The sequence below is a fragment of the Enterococcus sp. 2STP genome (genome assembly GCF_032465635.1).
Classification (GTDB): Bacteria; Bacillota; Bacilli; order Lactobacillales; family Enterococcaceae; genus Enterococcus_B; species Enterococcus_B lactis.
In genome coordinates this window covers 334,642-351,426 of the sequence record NZ_JAWDJH010000021.1, presented here as the reverse complement: position 1 = coordinate 351,426, position 16,785 = coordinate 334,642, and the positions used below count along the sequence as shown (strand labels likewise).

Annotated in this window: 18 protein-coding genes; 3 read left to right on the top strand and 15 right to left on the bottom strand. The window is 39.2% G+C overall.

What is annotated here, in order from left to right:
* Positions 1–15: 15 nt before the first annotated feature.
* The 7 genes from RWU19_RS10880 to dhaM form a co-directional block, all read right to left on the bottom strand.
* Complete coding sequence (locus tag RWU19_RS10880) at positions 16–327, bottom strand: hypothetical protein (RefSeq protein WP_024635416.1); 312 nt, start codon at positions 325–327, stop codon at positions 16–18.
* A gap of 16 nt (positions 328–343) precedes the next feature.
* Positions 344–1,705: a DUF2974 domain-containing protein gene (locus tag RWU19_RS10875; protein WP_185022563.1), complete on the bottom strand. Its 1,362-nt coding sequence runs from the start codon at positions 1,703–1,705 to the stop codon at positions 344–346.
* Entirely contained in the window at positions 1,705–2,226 is a 522-nt protein-coding gene (locus tag RWU19_RS10870) for a hypothetical protein (RefSeq protein WP_123837593.1), read from the bottom strand. The genes RWU19_RS10875 and RWU19_RS10870 overlap by 1 nt, the downstream gene beginning before the upstream one ends.
* A gap of 381 nt (positions 2,227–2,607) precedes the next feature.
* The gene (locus tag RWU19_RS10865; RefSeq protein ID WP_002292583.1) at positions 2,608–3,267 is read right to left on the bottom strand and encodes a glucose-6-phosphate 1-dehydrogenase family protein; all 660 of its coding nucleotides are present in this window, start codon (positions 3,265–3,267) and stop codon (positions 2,608–2,610) included.
* Positions 3,268–3,392: 125 nt separating this feature from the next.
* The gene (gene dhaL / locus RWU19_RS10860; protein ID WP_002315957.1) at positions 3,393–3,998 is read right to left on the bottom strand and encodes a dihydroxyacetone kinase subunit DhaL; all 606 of its coding nucleotides are present in this window, start codon (positions 3,996–3,998) and stop codon (positions 3,393–3,395) included.
* A gap of 28 nt (positions 3,999–4,026) precedes the next feature.
* Positions 4,027–5,037, bottom strand: coding sequence for a dihydroxyacetone kinase subunit DhaK (gene dhaK / locus RWU19_RS10855; protein ID WP_002329626.1), 1,011 nt, complete (start codon positions 5,035–5,037; stop codon positions 4,027–4,029).
* Entirely contained in the window at positions 5,012–5,407 is a 396-nt protein-coding gene (dhaM, locus tag RWU19_RS10850) for a dihydroxyacetone kinase phosphoryl donor subunit DhaM (RefSeq protein ID WP_123837592.1), read from the bottom strand. Before dhaM ends, dhaK begins: the two co-directional genes overlap by 26 nt.
* Before the next feature lie 152 nt (positions 5,408–5,559).
* Between dhaM and RWU19_RS10845 the strand changes: the two genes are divergently transcribed.
* A complete protein-coding gene (locus RWU19_RS10845) occupies positions 5,560–5,880 on the top strand; it encodes a putative heavy metal-binding protein (RefSeq protein WP_002315959.1) in 321 nt (106 codons plus the stop codon).
* 110 nt (positions 5,881–5,990) lie between these two features.
* Here RWU19_RS10845 and RWU19_RS10840 read toward each other — a convergent pair whose 3' ends face one another.
* From RWU19_RS10840 to RWU19_RS10815, 6 genes are all read right to left on the bottom strand, one after another.
* Positions 5,991–6,848 (bottom strand): LPXTG cell wall anchor domain-containing protein, encoded by an 858-nt coding sequence (locus RWU19_RS10840; protein ID WP_260241272.1) that lies wholly within the window; start codon positions 6,846–6,848, stop codon positions 5,991–5,993.
* A 107-nt stretch (positions 6,849–6,955) separates the two neighbouring features.
* The gene (locus tag RWU19_RS10835; RefSeq protein ID WP_002329629.1) at positions 6,956–8,260 is read right to left on the bottom strand and encodes a glycosyltransferase family 2 protein; all 1,305 of its coding nucleotides are present in this window, start codon (positions 8,258–8,260) and stop codon (positions 6,956–6,958) included.
* Positions 8,257–8,766, bottom strand: coding sequence for a hypothetical protein (locus RWU19_RS10830; RefSeq protein WP_002292571.1), 510 nt, complete (start codon positions 8,764–8,766; stop codon positions 8,257–8,259). The genes RWU19_RS10835 and RWU19_RS10830 overlap by 4 nt, the downstream gene beginning before the upstream one ends.
* Positions 8,767–8,940: 174 nt before the next feature.
* Entirely contained in the window at positions 8,941–11,076 is a 2,136-nt protein-coding gene (locus tag RWU19_RS10825) for a HelD family protein (RefSeq protein WP_123837590.1), read from the bottom strand.
* An 82-nt stretch (positions 11,077–11,158) separates the two neighbouring features.
* Positions 11,159–12,814, bottom strand: coding sequence for an FAD-dependent oxidoreductase (locus RWU19_RS10820; protein WP_123837589.1), 1,656 nt, complete (start codon positions 12,812–12,814; stop codon positions 11,159–11,161).
* 1 nt (position 12,815) lies between these two features.
* The gene (locus RWU19_RS10815; protein WP_002336078.1) at positions 12,816–13,130 is read right to left on the bottom strand and encodes a rhodanese-like domain-containing protein; all 315 of its coding nucleotides are present in this window, start codon (positions 13,128–13,130) and stop codon (positions 12,816–12,818) included.
* A gap of 169 nt (positions 13,131–13,299) precedes the next feature.
* On the opposite strand from RWU19_RS10815, the gene RWU19_RS10810 reads away from it, so the two are divergent.
* Both RWU19_RS10810 and RWU19_RS10805 read left to right on the top strand, forming a co-directional pair.
* Complete coding sequence (locus tag RWU19_RS10810) at positions 13,300–13,560, top strand: metal-sensitive transcriptional regulator (RefSeq protein WP_002292566.1); 261 nt, start codon at positions 13,300–13,302, stop codon at positions 13,558–13,560.
* A 13-nt stretch (positions 13,561–13,573) separates the two neighbouring features.
* On the top strand, positions 13,574–13,888 hold the full coding sequence (locus RWU19_RS10805; protein ID WP_123837622.1) for a DsrE family protein: 315 nt from the start codon (positions 13,574–13,576) through the stop codon (positions 13,886–13,888).
* A gap of 161 nt (positions 13,889–14,049) precedes the next feature.
* On the opposite strand, the gene RWU19_RS10800 is transcribed toward RWU19_RS10805, so the two are convergent.
* Positions 14,050–14,604 (bottom strand): CDP-alcohol phosphatidyltransferase family protein, encoded by a 555-nt coding sequence (locus RWU19_RS10800; RefSeq protein ID WP_025478550.1) that lies wholly within the window; start codon positions 14,602–14,604, stop codon positions 14,050–14,052.
* Between the two features lie 121 nt (positions 14,605–14,725).
* On the bottom strand, positions 14,726–16,654 hold the full coding sequence (locus RWU19_RS10795) for an endonuclease MutS2 (RefSeq protein WP_123837588.1): 1,929 nt from the start codon (positions 16,652–16,654) through the stop codon (positions 14,726–14,728).
* Between the last annotated feature and the right edge of the window lie 131 nt (positions 16,655–16,785).

Below are 16,785 nucleotides of genomic sequence, written 5' to 3'. Positions count from 1 at the left end.
TTATCTCCTTTCCTGTTACTTTTTGTTTAATCGTTGCAGATCAGCACGATAACGGCGTTCGACTTCATCTTGCTGATCATAGATTTTTTTTCGTTTCTGCATCAATTCATGAGAGAACCTCTCTTCTAAACGTCTGAGTTCTTTTTGTGCAAAATACAAAGAATCCTTCGGGCATTCAAAGGAACGCACCGAAAAACGTATATTGGAATAAGTCGTTTCTGCCAGCTGCTGCATGTTCTTTTGCATCTGTCTGAGCTGATCTTCCTGATCTTCTAGCTGCAGTCGTTCTTTTCGGTATGTTTCATGAATCTGGTTTTCTTTTTCCATCTCACTACTCCTTGTTTTAAAATAATTGTCGTGCCAAGTCCCGATCACGTTGGACCAGCTCATTGATTTTCGCTTCGATCTCTTTTGCCAAGGTAGAGAATTCTGCTGAAAGCTGCTTGATTTTGAAGATTTTTTCCCGGAATTCCTGCGTAGGTTCATCAACGATCGTCTGCTTTGTACAACCGACTTCTCGCAGAGCATCGAGCATTTCGTTCTGAGACAAAAGCGGTGTCTGTCTGCGGACCATCGCAAGACCATCTGCCCACAGCTGTTCCAAATCACGAATTCCACGCTGGTAAATGACTAGCACTTGTTCCATCGCTTGATTGAAGACGGAAGCCGCATGTTTCACGATCATCAGCGCCTGCTGGTCGTCTAAATAGATCTGTTCATTGGTCGACAGACCGCCGCTGCTCGCTGTGAATCTTTTCCGCCAAGTCACTAGCTTGGAGAAAGCACTGATTTGTAGCTGGAGCCACTTGTTTTCTTCTTTCAGTTGACTAATCCGATCTTTCTCCCATTGATTTTTTTCGCCATATGTCTCCATTTGACGGATCATAGCTTTGTTTTTGATGATTTGCTGGGCGAGTAAGGTCTGTTCGAGGGCGACCCCTCCATGTTGGTCGGAATAGATGACGATATCGCCATATTTATCGATGTAATTCCCGTTTTTGTCGAGATTGAACTGATTTAGATCGTGTCCATAGTTTTTCCAGCCGGCGTTGTCGATTCCGAAACTGTGAAATGGCAGTTGGCCTTTCCCGCCAGTCAGCCAGCCACTAGTCACGATGTCTGAAGTGTCATACAGATTGATGATCTGCCCTTCATAATTCATGAGCTGCTTCTCACTCAAGCCTGGGCCTGCCGCTGCATATGTAAATCCGTGATAACCTTTTAAAACAGCGACATAGATTGCCTGCGCTCCACCTAAAGAATGACCGGTCGTGGAAATGGTGTAGCCGTCTTTGACAGAATAGGTCTTTTCGATTGCATCGGCATACGCTAAAGCCGACTGGAAGGCGCCGTTGTCGTGTTTGTCCTCAAAGCCGACTTCTCGGATGTTCGTTTTCCAGTCCTGCCAGTTTTTAGTGCCCGCGTAGGCGATAGTCAGGTCTTTTTTGATGACGGATTTGGGGTAGCCCTCAACTTTTTTCAGTTTATCTTTTACATACATTTTATACTCATCTTTGATTTCAGCTACGACCATGGCCTGCATACCGTTTTTCTTTGGTGTTTTTTCTTTTCCGATCGTATGTTTGTCGGTGTTTACCCTATCAAGAATTAAATATTCATTGCGTTTCCCCGTTCTATCACCATTTTTAATTTTTCCTACTTCTACTTGATAAACTGTTTCTGAAAAAACTCGATTCTGATCCATCAGTCGATCCCCCCATCATAGAATGTGACGATATTCATGGGTATACTCATATTGGTCTCTTGGTCTTTTCTACTGAGATAATGATCTTGCCCCGGTTTTTCTATACCACTATCAATCCTATAGATCCACTGACCTGTTTCTGCAGACTTTACTCCTAATGTCGCAGTGTGGGAAAGCAGGTCATTGATTTCGAAGTGTACCTCTAAAGATTTCATAGGGGTTACAGAGAAACCTGTAAATTCTATTTTTTTAATTTTTGAATATTCTCTTATCTCTAAGCTTTTATCTAAGTATTCCTGAGTACTTAAGTCACCTTTCCCTCCATTGTATGCTTTGTCTAATTCTTCTGATTGTTCAGGATTTTCTCTAAAAATCTCATAATGATTATACAAATAATTTGCCAGATCGGTTTGGATGGTACGCAGTTCTTCATTGTCTTTTTCTCTTCTATCCATCAATATTTTCCCTCCTATACTCAGTGCAATGACAACTATGAGTCCTCTGAAAATGATTTTTTTCATACTTGCTCCTTCTTACTTCTCTTCGTAAAGAAAACGCTTTAAATGGATTTTACCATAGGCTTATCAGTGAAAAAAGAAGCCTTTTTCTTACTTTTCCTTGTTTGATAACAAAATGAATATTTTTTCATTTTTTCTGTTATGTAAATCGAAACACATATACAAAAGAATGAGCGAGACGCAAGCAATCGTCGTTTTTTAGAGTTCGTTAACCGTTATGTTTTTAGATTTGTTTAAATTTTTATTCTGATTTGGCTGATGGAAAAACCAAACAGACACCTGCGAAAAAAATGATTTTTTCGCAGGTGTCTGTTTATGTTGCATCATGAGAGCAGTGGATTCGATGATGTGCCATCTATTTAGTACGCAACGCAATCAGCTTTTTCATAACTTATTTTTTATCGCATGATACAATGGCGCTAGTTCTTTGAGCGCCTCAGCAGTTTTCTCTTCGATGTTTGTGTATTCATTTGGAGAAAAAAACAGTTTGCCAAGTTGGAAGGTTCGATTGCCCATTGTCTCTCGCAGCTCTTCTTGCTTGCTCTTATCTGATAAATAAACGGACAAAGGCAAATGATCTTCCAGCTCATTTTCAGGCTGAGGCCAGATATAATATTCTTCAATCGCTACCTGAGTACTCCATTCCTGCAGTAAAGATAGCAATTGATTGTATCCTTCAACGCTTCCTTCTCTCGTGTCACTTTTATAGTGCTGATACATCAAATAGATTTGGTATTGTTTTTGATTCAACAAAACTGCTAGACAGGCATTCTCGTCTTGACGAGATTCGCTTCGGTACGCGCTCCAAAAATGACTGCGTAAATTCCAGCCATTCGTCCAACTCTCGATTTTAGGTTTGCTCATGCCATACGTATCAGGCAAAAGTGCAGCAGTCTGGAGTTGGATCTCTTTCCATTTTTGCCAATGTGCTTTGTATTCTTGTTTGATTTGTTCGACTTCATCTGGTGTATGTATTTCTTTGAGTTGTTTGAATGCATAATTGTCTCTGTCAAATAACTGATAGTCTTCTTTCATTAGATCCATTTTGTTCCCTCTTTTCTTTTTTATTTTAACTATCTTATTTAAAAGAAACAACTGTAAAAAAGCTGAATCGAAAAAGCAACTGCTTGCTTTTCGAGTTCAGCCTCTGTTTCCATTTACAGGAACGGTCATGAAGTTTTGATCACATTGAGTAGTGTCGTAAATAAAATGGCACTGGAAGCAGCTCCCGGGTCGATATGTCCGATTGCACGCTCTCCTAGATAGGAAGCTCGTCCTTTTTTAGCTACCAAGTCTTTGGTGTGTTCTTTTGCCTGTTCAATGATTTCTTTTGTTAGATTTCCTGCTTTCAATGCCTCTGTAACTGGTAGCCAAACATCTAACATCGTTTTATCGTCAGCTTCTGCCTTTCCTCGGCTTTGAATACCCGCTGTTCCCTGCTCGATCACTTCTCCTAATTTTTCTTGAGAATCAATAGAATCGACCTCTTTTGTCGCTTTCATCATGTTCATGAATGCAGATCCGTATAACGGACCAGAAGCCCCACCGACTTTCGATATCATCGCCATAGAGAATACTTTGAATGTATCACTAATTGTTTCAGGATGATCGGTTTGAAAAGCTTCTTCATAAGCTGAAACCCCTCTTCCCATATTATTTCCGTGGTCTCCATCGCCAATCGGGGTATCTAGATCACTGAGATATTGTTTGTTCTGATTGATTGCCTCTGCAAATTGTGAGAGCCATTCTTGGATTTCTTGAACGGTTAGTTTCATATTATCACCCTTTTATCTTGAGATTGTCTTACCATGAAATCGTCTGTACATTGCTTTCTAAAGAATCTTTCCATTGTGTCTCCGTCAAGTCGATCAGCGTCAGAGAAAGGCCTTGCATATCTAGTGAGGTCATAAAATTACCGACTTTTCGGAAAACTACATTGACGCCTCTTTCTTCCAACAGAGCTAAAACATCATTCATGAATACGAACTGTTCCATCAAAGGCGTCCCGCCCATTCCGTTGACGAATACACCTGCTTCTTTTGGCAAATTCGAGTAATCATCTAAAATCTTAGTAACAAGTTCCTTTGCCAGTACTTTAGAAGGCTGCATCTTTTCTCGACGATAGCCTGGCTCACCGTGGATACCAACACCGTACTCGATCTCATCTTCTCCTAGTTCGAATCCTGGTTTCCCTACTTCTGGTACAGTTGCTGCCCGAAGCGCTACACCGATCGTCTTAGTTGCCTGTACGACCTTTTCTCCCAGTTCTTTCAACTCAGCTAGGGAAGCACCGTTTCTTGCTGCATCGCCCACAATTTTGTGTACAAGGACAGTACCTGCGACTCCGCGTTTTCCAGCAGTATACGTACTATTTTCAACAGCGATATCATCATCTACGATTACACTTTCTACTTCAATATCGTCCATAGCAGCTAGTTCCTTTGCCATATCGAAGTTCAATGCATCCCCTGTATAATTCTTAACGATCAGTAAAACTCCTTTTCCACTATCCGCTTCCTTGATAGCCGTTTGAATCTGATCTGGAGTTGGAGAAGTAAACACATCACCAAGCACCGCTGCACTTAACATTCCTTCCCCTACAAACCCGGCATGGGATGGTTCATGTCCGCTTCCTCCACCAGAAACCAAACCAACTTGTTCTGCTTTTTGATTCTTGGCTACAACACGGGAAGATTCTACACGATGAACAAGTTCTGGATAGCTTTTTACTAATCCTTCCAGCATTTCTTCGACAATATTGCTTGGATCATTCATGATTTTTTTCAATTTATTTCCATCCTTTCTTTCCGGCATTTTGTGCTTCTGTTAAGATTTGCTGAGTATCATCCGTTATACCGGCGGTGATGGCTGCTGCAAAAGCTCCTTCCACTAAAGGCGCATCCACCAGATGATAACGTTGCTGCTGTTCTTCTTCCAACATGTCTTTTGCCAATTCCGAATTCAATACCGCGCTGCCGATATCCGCAAAAACAAAATAACTAGCTGCATCGCTTGACTCATTGACAGCTTCTACGATTTTCATCGGGTCTGATCCGATCTCGCCATTTATTCCGCCGAGAGAAAAGATCTGCACCTCTTGGGATTTTTGCATCTGCTCAATCATTTCTTTAATACCATCTGTTACTTTTTGACTATGAGAAATAAGCAAAATACTCTTTTTCACAAGAATCTTCCTTTCTTTTACATAGTTGCTAACGATTGGTTTCGCTTTCATTAATGAACAATTCAAGTATATAATAAATTCCTAATTTTGGGAAAATATGTGTTGCGCATCTTGAACTTTGTTATACTTTCATTAAAGAGAGGAGTGATCAAATGATTACAACAACCACGAATAGTGTGGAAGGAAAAACCGTAGTAGCTTATAAAGGAATCGTTTTTGGTGAAGTTATTACTGGGATCAATGTATTGAAAGATTTGGGGGCTGGTTTGCGAAACGTCTTTGGCGGCCGTTCAAAAAGTTATGAAAATGAACTAATGGGCGCAAGAGAAGAAGCCCTTGCGGAAATGGCCGAACGTGCAAAAGCATTAGGAGCTGATGCAATCATCGGCGTAAAAATGGACTACGAAGTATTAGGCAGCGACAATGGCATGCTGATGGTCACATGTAGTGGAACAGCTGTCTCCACAAGATAAGTAGGAATAGCTGTCTTAATAAATAAAAAGAGATGGGGCATGTAGTGGGATCCAAGAGTTAGATTTTTCAGTCTAACTTCGAGGTTCACTACCTTCCCATTCTCTCTTTTTTATTTCTTTTTGCGAATGATTCCGTAAGCTGCTGCAACTAGCACACCTGTGCCTACGAAGGAATAATTGACAGAAGCTGTTTTTTCATTTGTTTTTGGTAAAGTCTGACTTGTTGATTCGGATGGCTCTGTCGTTTGCTGAACTGTTTCTGTCGTGGTTCCAGAGGCCACTGATTTTTCTCCTGCCGAATGCAAAATATCTTTTATTCGTTGGAAACTAGCTGCTAAGTCTGCTTTTTTTGCTTCAAAATCATTAGCAACTGTTTGCGCTTCGCTGATCTTTCCATGGATCGCTTGACTGGCCGCTGTGATATCCGCTTGAGTTTGACTTAACTTTCCAGAAGCTGTTTGAGCAACCTGATCTAATTGTTGATTGAATTCTTTTGCTTGTTGGATCTTCCCGTCAAGATCTGTTTGGACAGCTTCCGCTTTTGCTTTCGCTTCGGCAAGCTTTTTCTCAAGTTGTGCACGGTCATTTCCCGCTTTATTTTTAAGATCAGCTAAATCTTGATCGATTGCTGCTTGGTCTTCTTTCAATTTGTTTTTTGCAGCTTCTAATGCTTCTTCGAGTTCTTTTCTTTTATTTTCCAAGTCTTGCAAATGATCGATTTGGTCAGAAGAGGTAGAATTATTCGTTGATGTATCTTCTGAAGACGAAATCGTTTCTCCTGAGTTATCTGTCGGTACATTGGAAGTCATTTCTGTTTCCGAGGTTCCGTTTTCAGCATCAGAAGAGCTTATAGTTGTTGAAGGGTCTGTTTGAGCAGGTTCAGAAGTTTCTGCAAAAGCTGTGTGTCCGAAGAAGAAAATACCGGAAACAGCAATCGGCCAGATCAACGGCTTCATTCTTTTTTTCATCACTTTTCCCATCCTTACTACTTTTTAACTAATTTCTTATTATAAGCAAAAATGATTGGAAGAACCATAAACACAACAGGCTGTTTGTCTAAAAAACGGTGCATCTTTTATTTTTTTGTACGTTCCGGACTTTTCCATGTCCCGCTTCCATAACCTAAAATCGTTTTGACTGCTGGAATGAAAGTCGTCACGATCGTTATCGCGTTCACTATCCAGAACAAAAGCATATATAGTGGCGCGAAAAGAAGATATTTCAATTTTCTTCGTCGATCATCTACAATCAGCGAAGCTAGCAACTGGAAAAATCCTGCGACCATTTCAAAGCAGATGAACACAAAACTGAATGTAAAAGTGACATAGATCTGTTCATAGTTTCCTTGGTACACATAATGCCCAATCAATCCAATAAAAAGAATCACGGAAATACAAAAGAATATTGACCAGACAATACTCAATGTTTGATCAATGAAGATGATCGTTCTTCCGATATGTTCAAAAGGATGGAGCATCACTTTTTTGAAATTCGTCAGCCAGACTTCTGTTCCACCTTTTGCCCAACGTTTTCTTTGTCGATATAGCATCTTCAACGTCACAGGTACTTCCATGAAAAAGATGATCCCAGGAGCAAAAACAGACACCCAATCATTTAACTGATGGTCCCAAGCAATACTGATGTCTTCTGTCGCTCGATCTTGTCTGAATCCGCCCACATCGATCAAGGCTTCTTTTCGATACATCGTATTTGCTCCACTGTACGCATAAAGACCACCGAATACAGCTGACTGTGTTCGTTTGATGATTCCAACGATACTTGAAAATTCAACCGTTTGCGATTTTGCAATCAACTTGGTACGATTTTGGACATCCATATTTGCAGTGACCGCAGCAATATGTCTTGCACCAGGGCGAATGAAATAATTCACATACCTGTTCAGTGCATCTGGCTCCGGTACCGTGTCTGCATCATTGCTTAAAATCAATTTCCCTTTTGCAAAGGCAAGTCCGATATTAAACGCATGGGCTTTCCCTTTATTTTTTTCGATCCGAACCACACGAAGATTAGCGTATTTTTTCATCAGTCTGGCTAATATTTCTGGTGTTTGGTCCGTTGAACCATCATCGGTCACTAATACTTCATAGTTGTGATAATTCAATTTCGTCATCAAATACTCGATCGTATCTTCGATCACGATCTCTTCATTATGGGCTGGCACCATGATCGTAATGAACGGTTCGACACCCGATGGAACATCTACCCATTCTTTTTGTTTATGTTTGTATAAAAAAACATAACACCAGACACCAATAAACCATGCAAATCCGCCTAAAATCGGGTAAGAAACGAGAAAAAAATACATGATAGACAAACAAGTATCTAGGAATTGATTACCTGTATGAGTGATTGAGGTCATTTCAGTTCCACCCCATTTTCTTTATACAAATCTGCAATGAGTGTCGTATCTAGATTTTTCTCTTCGGAGACAGAATAAAAACGGACCGTTTCTCTCTCTTCTTTTGTTCCAAAACGTTCCGTATACATTTCTTCAAGTAATTCTTGTCTTTTTTTCAATTCTTCATCTTCATATTCAAAAGACTTATTTACTTTTCTATACAAATTTCGATTGTTCCATCTAGTCAACACAAATGAGATAATCAGGAAGCTGAAAAAGATTAATGCAAAAAAGCCGATGAAGAAATACAGCATTTTCTTTTCCAATAAAAAAGCGTACAAGTAAAAATCTTTGGCTCTTTCTGGTCTTGTTAATGGGAAAAATACCCATATAAAAGGAAGAACAACGATCATCCAACCGAAAAGAGCCACTAGCGTTTGCCAAATTTTTAACCAATAATTACCTTTTGAAAAATACTTATCTTTCACCAAAATCGATGCAACTTCTTCTCTTGTTACTTTTTTCATATCCTCACCTCACATTTTTTGTTACGACGTAGGAGTTTACCATACTTTTCATTTCTTTTCACATAAAGTGTTCCTAAATTTTTCCTAAGAAAAAGAACAAAACATTTCTCATCGGCAAATGAAAAATATTTTGTTCTTTTTATCAGTTATTCTTTTTATTTTTTTATCTCTTAATTATGTTTCTCTTTCCAATACGACAATGCTTTTCATTCCTCTAGATATCGCCGTGTACATTTGTCTGCGTCTTCTTTGCTCATCTTTATCGTTTTCAAATGGGTACAAGATTACATGATCAAATTCCAGTCCTTTTGCTAGACTCAAAGGGATGATCTGGCAGTTTTCTAATCCATATGAACTTTTTTTAATCGATTCTTGTAGCGTTTGGGTTTCCTCTTCTGTTTGGGTGATAATTGCCGCTTTTTCTCCTTTTAGAGAAGCCAAAATCTCAGCTAGTATTTCCAACAATTCTTCAGAGGATCGAAAAGAGCGGTATTCGGGTTCTTTTCCTTGCGGTCGGATCGATACGATGTCGATCTTCTCTTGATCCACAGCATAGGTTTTGAAAAGCTCTGTGATTGCTCCGCTAGAACGGTAACTATTTCTAAGATCATACCGATGGATCGGCAGATGGTAGTCGTCGAAACAACGCATAATATCAGCAAAAGTAGTGGAAGAATTAAAGATTGCTTGATTCTCGTCACCTACTAAAGTAAAGTGAGTTTTTGGAAATAATTCGATCAATAGACCTAATTGTGCCAGGGTATAATCTTGTACTTCATCAATCAATAGATAGTGAAACGCTGGTACATTTACCTTTTCAACAAGCAAATGATGAATAGCTAATAAAATGACTGCTTCATCAACAGTACGTGTGTGTTGCCAAACATAAGCTGAGCCATATCGTTTTTCATAAATTCTTTCAAACAATCGGTGCTCATCCACCCATGCCATTTCTTCAATCTGTCTGGTTATTTTTCGATAGTTTTTTTGTAAAAGTTTCCTTGCATAAACTGCGATACTTTGTTCCGAATCATCAGAAATCAATTCACCGAATAATTTCAACTGCCTATCTTCTGTCAACGAGAGTACCTGATTCTGCACAGCAGGACTTTTTGCTTGTTTCAAAAGATGATTCTTCCATTCGCTCATCAGTGCCTTTTTCGTTGCTTGAAGCCTGTCGATCAATTTAGGATGAGCAGGGACTTTCTCATATATTTTTTCGATCGTTTTTTTAGAAAGAACTGTTTTTCCATTTTTAGTAAGTCCACGGATAAAATCAGGATGATCTAGAAACAAAGGATCTGATCGTTTTAGATCATCAATATACTCTTTACTACGCAAGTGTTCTGCTTGCTCTGATACATTTTCTTTGGTGATACGTTTGAAATAAGCTTCTTCACCTTCTATTTCCTCTGCTGAAAGCTGTGAAACTAGCTGCAAGATGGTTAGATTCAGTGGATTTCTTTCGCCTAATGATGGTAGGACATTCGAAATATAGTCGATGAACCGATGATTAGGTGATAGAATCAGCAAGTCATCAGATGTCATCGTATCTCGATATAAATAGAGCAGATACGCAATACGCTGCATGATAGCAGAGGTTTTACCACTTCCTGCTACGCCATTTACCAAGATATTTTGACTTTTCACATCCCGAATGATTGTGTTTTGTTCCGATTGGATCGTAGCAGTGATAGCCTTCATTTCATTGGTCTCATCTTGACCTAACACTTCTAATAACACATCGTCTTGGATAGCTACAGACGTATCAAAAAACTTGACCAAACGATCTCTTTCCAAAATAAATTGACGTCTTTCTTTGATAACCGTATCGATTTTATTTTGACGAACCGTATAAGAAGATGGGCCAATCATGTTATTGTAAAAAAGTTCGGCAATTGGTGAACGCCAATCATAAACAAGATTTTCATCTGCATCATCTGTGAAATTTGCTGTACCGATATAAAAGGATTCTTTTGGCTCATTATCCAGAAAGTCTACAACGACTTTTCCAAAGTAGGGATTTTTCAATAAACGTTCGATCTTTGCTAGCTGATTTTCTGCGTTTTTCTGTTTGATATTCATCTGATCGATTTCTCTATTTTTCATTTCAATCATCGAAAAAGTATCCAGGTTATCTAAGTAACTGTCAAAATTCAATCGAAGCTCGCCAGCCATTTCTTTCAGCAACTGGTTTCCTTCTACTTTTGCCGTATCCATCGATTCACGCAGTTCGTTTCTTTTATCGATTAGCTTTTGATACACGTTCTTCAGATATGCTTCTTCTAACTGCTTTTGTGTGTTGACCATACACATTCTCCTCTTTTTTTAAAGTGGCGGAACCGATTAGTTTACCTCTTTTAAGAGTCGAATGCAAGCTTTTTAACGAGTATCATTTGTTAGGATATATCAGTTCTTCAGGTCGGACAGTCTGATATAAAGAAAATGCACCATCAAGGTTTTTTACGTGGTAGCCAGACTGCTTCAAGATTCTTTCCGCTAGATAGCTACGTAATCCGCTATGACAGCTGACGATATATTCTTGTTGGCTGTCTAATTCATTTACTCGGTCCCGAAGTTCATTCAAAGGGATATGTTTGGCTTCCTTGAATTTGCCTTTTTCCAATTCTTCTGCTGTTCGCACATCTAATAAAATTTTTCCTTTGGCTAATTCTGTCGGCAATTCATGCCATTGTACGGTTTCACTAAGCCCTTCTGCAATGTTCATTGCTGCATATCCTAGCATGTTTACTGGATCTTTGGCTGAGCCAAATGGCGGTGCATACGTCAATTCTAACTCCGGCAAATCGAAGATCGTCAAATGCCCTTTGATTGCTGTTGCTAAAATATCGATCCGTTTATCCACACCTTTTGCCCCAACACCTTGTGCACCATAAATCTCGCCAGTCTCTGGATGGAAGATCAACTTCAGTAAAATATCTGTTGCTTCTGGATAATAGCTTGCATGATCTTTTCCTGACACATGAACGACTTCAAAAGACAGCTCGTTTTCTTTGGCTGTTCTTTCACTTAATCCGGTGGATGCGGCAGTCATTCCAAACGTTCGTATAATTGCTGTGCCAATACTGCCTTGATTTCTTCGAGAAATTCCGGAAATCGTGTCCGCAACTTGTCTACCTTGACGATTGGCTGGTGAAGCAAGAGAAATAAGTGCATCTTTTCCAGTGATTGGCTGTTTTACAACGATAGCATCCCCCACCGCATAAATATCAGGAATATTCGTTTGATAACGTTCGTCTACTAGGATACCCCCGCGTATACCTAATTCGATTCCAGCAGTCACTGCTAGCTGGTTATCAGGACGAACACCAATGGATAAAATAACTAAATCAGCAGGAATGGTACGCCCGTCATCCAGTCGCAATCGTTTCCCATGGTCTTCAAATCCAGCGACAGCATGAGAAGTAATCACTTCTACTCCTTGATGAGACAATTCTTTTTCTATAAAAGCTGCCATTTCTTCATCCAGTGTCGGAAGAATATGCGGTGCTTGTTCGATCACCATGACTTCTAAACCTCTTTTTTTTAGGTTTTCTGCCATTTCCAATCCGATGAATCCTGCACCAACGATCACGGCACGCTTTGGCTGTTTTTCTAATGCATGCATCACTTTATCGATATCTGGTACATTTCTAATAGAAAAAACATTGTCGGCTTCTGTTATCCCTGGAATCGACGGAACAACTGGTTTTGCACCAGGAGATAAAACCAATACATCGTACTGTTCCAAGTGTTTTTGACCCTCATGTACGACTTCTACCGTTTTGTTTTCAGGAAAGATAGCTGTCACTTCATGATTTGGACGCACATCTAAACAAAAACGAGCGGATAATGATTCTGGCGTTTGGACAAGAAGATTTTCCCGGTCACTGATTTCACCAGAAAGATAATAAGGCAAGCCGCAATTTGCAAAAGAAACATACGGTCCTTTTTCAAAAACAACGATTTCTGCATCTTCCATTAATCGGCGAAGCCGTGTAGCAGCAGACATTCCACCTGCTACACCTCCGACAATAACGATTTTCATCTTATTTCCCTCCTACTGTTCGATCAAACCATTGATTCATACCGCCACGTACATTCACCACATCATAACCAGATTTCTTTAATTCTTTTGCTGCTTGTTTACTCCTCATCCCTGATTGACAAATCACATAAACGGTCTTTTCTTTGTCTCCATCATATCTGTTTATGCTTTGTAATGGAATATTTTTAGCTCCTTTTATATGCCCACCCCGGTATTCTGCAGGTGTTCTAACATCAAGTAATACTGACTTTTCTAAAAGCTTTTCCTTTAATTCTGGGACTGTTATCGATTTTATTGGCTGAAATAACAAACTCATTTTCTGCACCTCGTTTATATTTTATAAATACCTTACGGGGTATATTAAACAGGAGCTTTCTTATTCTGTCAACCAGAATGACTCTTCATTTTTTTAACTGATTTTTATATTTGCATAAAATACCGATTAGGGGTATTATCGAGTTATAAAAAATAGAGGAGAATGTGCTATGGAGATTGAGAATAAAAATATCCTGAACCGTTTGAAACGTACAGAGGGGCAAATTCGTGGTATCCAAAAAATGATCGAAGATGAAAAAGAATGTATGGATGTCATCACTCAATTAAGCGCTGTTCGTTCTAGCATTGATCGCGTAATGGGAATGATCGTTGCAGACAATCTGAAAAATTGCTTTGAAAATCCCGATAGTAATCCAGAAGAACAAGCGGCTAAATTAGAGCAAGCAATCAAGATGATTATTAAAAAGTAAAGGAATGATTTCAATGAAAGTCGTTTTCCATATTGATGAATTAGAAAAATGGTCAGAAACAGGGAAAAACGTAAAAAACCTGATAAAAGCTTCTCCTGAAACGACGATCGTCGTTTCCGTCAACGGTATCGCAATTACCGGTTATCTAGACTCTGCCAATGAAGAATTCTTAGATTTGAAAGAAGTCGTTTTTCACGCTTGTGCGAATGCTATGCGTGCTAATCATATTTCAGAAAGTTCTTTACCTGAACAAGTAATCGTTGTACCAGCAGGTGTACTTGATTTAGTTGAACTGCAATCCCAAGGTTATGCTTATATCAAGCCTTAGTCAGTAGAGGTTGTGAGCCTACCCATTTAACTCCGAGTTACAAGAAATAATTTTAAAAACAACTTCTCATGTTTTTGGTTTGGTTGGCTTATTATCGAGAAGTAGCTATTGGGAGTCTATTTATCAAAAAAAAGGAGTGCGACATAGGTCACACCCCTTCTTTATTTTCTTTGAAACATCTTTCGGTACTCGACAGCATACAAGACAAAAGATTGTAAAAGACCGTAAGTGATGACGGCAAAAATGACTCTCACCCACAGCGTTGGTAATTCTGGGAAAAGCAGCAAAAGGATCATGCCAACATAGATGACAGCAGTCGCTACTTTGCCATACCACTTCGCACCACTTAATTTGATATTTTTAGATAGCCCGATTAATCCAGCTACAAACATAAAGCCTTCTTTTATCAAGAATAGACCAAACAACAGCCAAAGCCACGGTCGATACCATGCCATAGACAAAATCAGAAAAAGTTGTGTCAATTTATCTGCAAACGGATCAAGCACCTTCCCTAAGTCTGTTACCTGATTATATCTCCGAGCAATGACCCCATCTAGATAATCTGACAAACCTGAGACAACAATGACCGCTCCTGCTACATAAAACGACTGTCTCAGCACAAAATAAAGATAAATCGGCAGCAAGAGAATACGGAATATCGATAAAAGATTCGGAATTGTTTGGATTTCTTTACGCCAGTTTGTGCTTATTTTCATTTGACCGTCCCACCTCCTCAGCACTCTTTTTTTTATTTTAGCTTACATAGAGAATAAAACCAATGATTTTACTGCTGTTATTTTTTTGCAATCACTGATCATATGCGTTGGTCTGAAATAATCACTTGTTGTTTTCATCTTTTCCTCTTCTTTCTTCCTGTCGTTTACGCATTTCTTTTACTAACGCTTTATGGGCTTTTTTTGATCCTCGCTCTAGGTCACGCTGCTGTTTCCGTGTTTTAAAATCGATAAATAGACTATCTAAATCGTAACCTGTCGGGTACAGATTTTCTGCTGAACGCACCAGACGAACGCGCTGACGAGGCACACGGATCATTTCTTTTTCTAAATATACGGCAATCGTATCTTCACCTATATCCTCATAAACTAATGCTTCTTTTTGGTATTCATTCACAAATATTCGATCGCCTTTTGCAAAGAGCTGGCGTTCTTTTTTATTGTCCTTCCTATTTATACCTGCTGTCTTAGGAGGAAATTCTTTTTTCTGTGTCCGATAGGCTTTTTCCTCCAGGTAACGCTCTGCTTGCTGGATCAATTTCATAGACATAGCCATTTTATGAGCAATCCATAAAGCTTGGCTTTCTCCTGTTTCTCCAACACGCAATTGATATTTAGGACGAAGTGCTTCCCGATCGAAAGCCATAGCAGCTGGCACAAAATCTTCATGATCCCTAGCAAATTTCTTGATTTCTCCATAATGGGTCGTGGCAATGATCAATGCCCCCTGCTCATACATAGATTCCATGATTGCGATCGCTAATGCAGCCCCTTCATTTGGCTCTGTTCCACTGCCAATCTCATCCAGAAGTACCAATGTATTCCTTTTTATCTTTTTCAAAATAGCAGCAATGTTTTGCATATGACCAGAAAATGTACTCAACGCATTTTCTAAATTTTGGTGGTCACCGACATCGACGAAAACCTCATCAAAGACAGCAAGCTCCGTCCCTTCTTTTGCCGGAACTTGCATGCCGAACATCGCCATCAAAGTCAATAAACCGACCGTCTTCAACACGACTGTTTTGCCGCCGGCATTTGCTCCGGTGATAATCAAGCCTCGATAGTCTTTACCGATTTCAACATCCAATGGTACCGCATGATCAGGTAAAAATGGATGTCTGCCTTGTTTGATGACGATATGTTCTGATTTATTGATTTTAGGCGTGATCCCATTGATTTCTCGACTGAATTTTGCCCGAGCAAAAATGATATCTAATACCGTCATCGTTTCGATCAATAAGTCGATTGCTTCTTCATTTTCTGCAATAGCACCAGTCAATGCAGCCAGAACTTGATATTCTTCACTTATTTCTTCAGCTTTTAACAACTGATAGTGTTCATTCAGTTTAGAAACCACAGTCGGTTCAATAAAAACCGTCGTTCCTTTGTTCGATTCATCGATGATCGTCCCATCTACTTTATTTTTATAGCTGGCTTTGATAGGAATCGTATAGCATTCACCTTTTTGAACGATTATTGCTTCTTGGATCATTTCTTTGTTTTTCGGATGACGCAAGAATTTCAGCAATTTTGACTGGATTTCTTTTTCTATTATTTGTAATTGTTTGCGTACTTTACGCAAATTACGTGAAGCATCGTCACTGACTTTATTATTTTTTATTTTTTGGTCAATCAACTCTTCTACATTTATCAAATCAGGAAGATGCTTGCTATAAGCAAATAACAAAGGTGCCTGGTATTGATTCTTATCAAAAAACTTTGTGATCATCCGACTGCTTCTTAGAAAATCCGCATATTCGATCAAATCAGCCGGTGACAGAACCAATCCTTTTTTGACTTGTTCTGTCAGTGCATCAATCCTCGGCAATCCCATAAATGGAACATGCTGACTACTTTCTAAGATCAAGCGTGCTTCTCTTGTTTCTTCTTGACGATCCAAGACGGTTTGTAGGTTTGACGAGGCCGTCATCTTACTGATTCGTTTTTTGCTATAGTTTCCGATTGCTCTTGCTTGGACTTCCTTTTTGATCTGATCAAATTGTAATTGACTAATCATTTCGTTGTTCATACTCTCTCCTTTTCTTGAAGAGATACCTGTCCCAAAATAAATAAGGGCCTAGAGATAAATAAAAGGATAGAACACAGCTTAAAAAAGTCATGTCCTATCCTCATTAGAATACAAAGATATTGTTTTCCTGA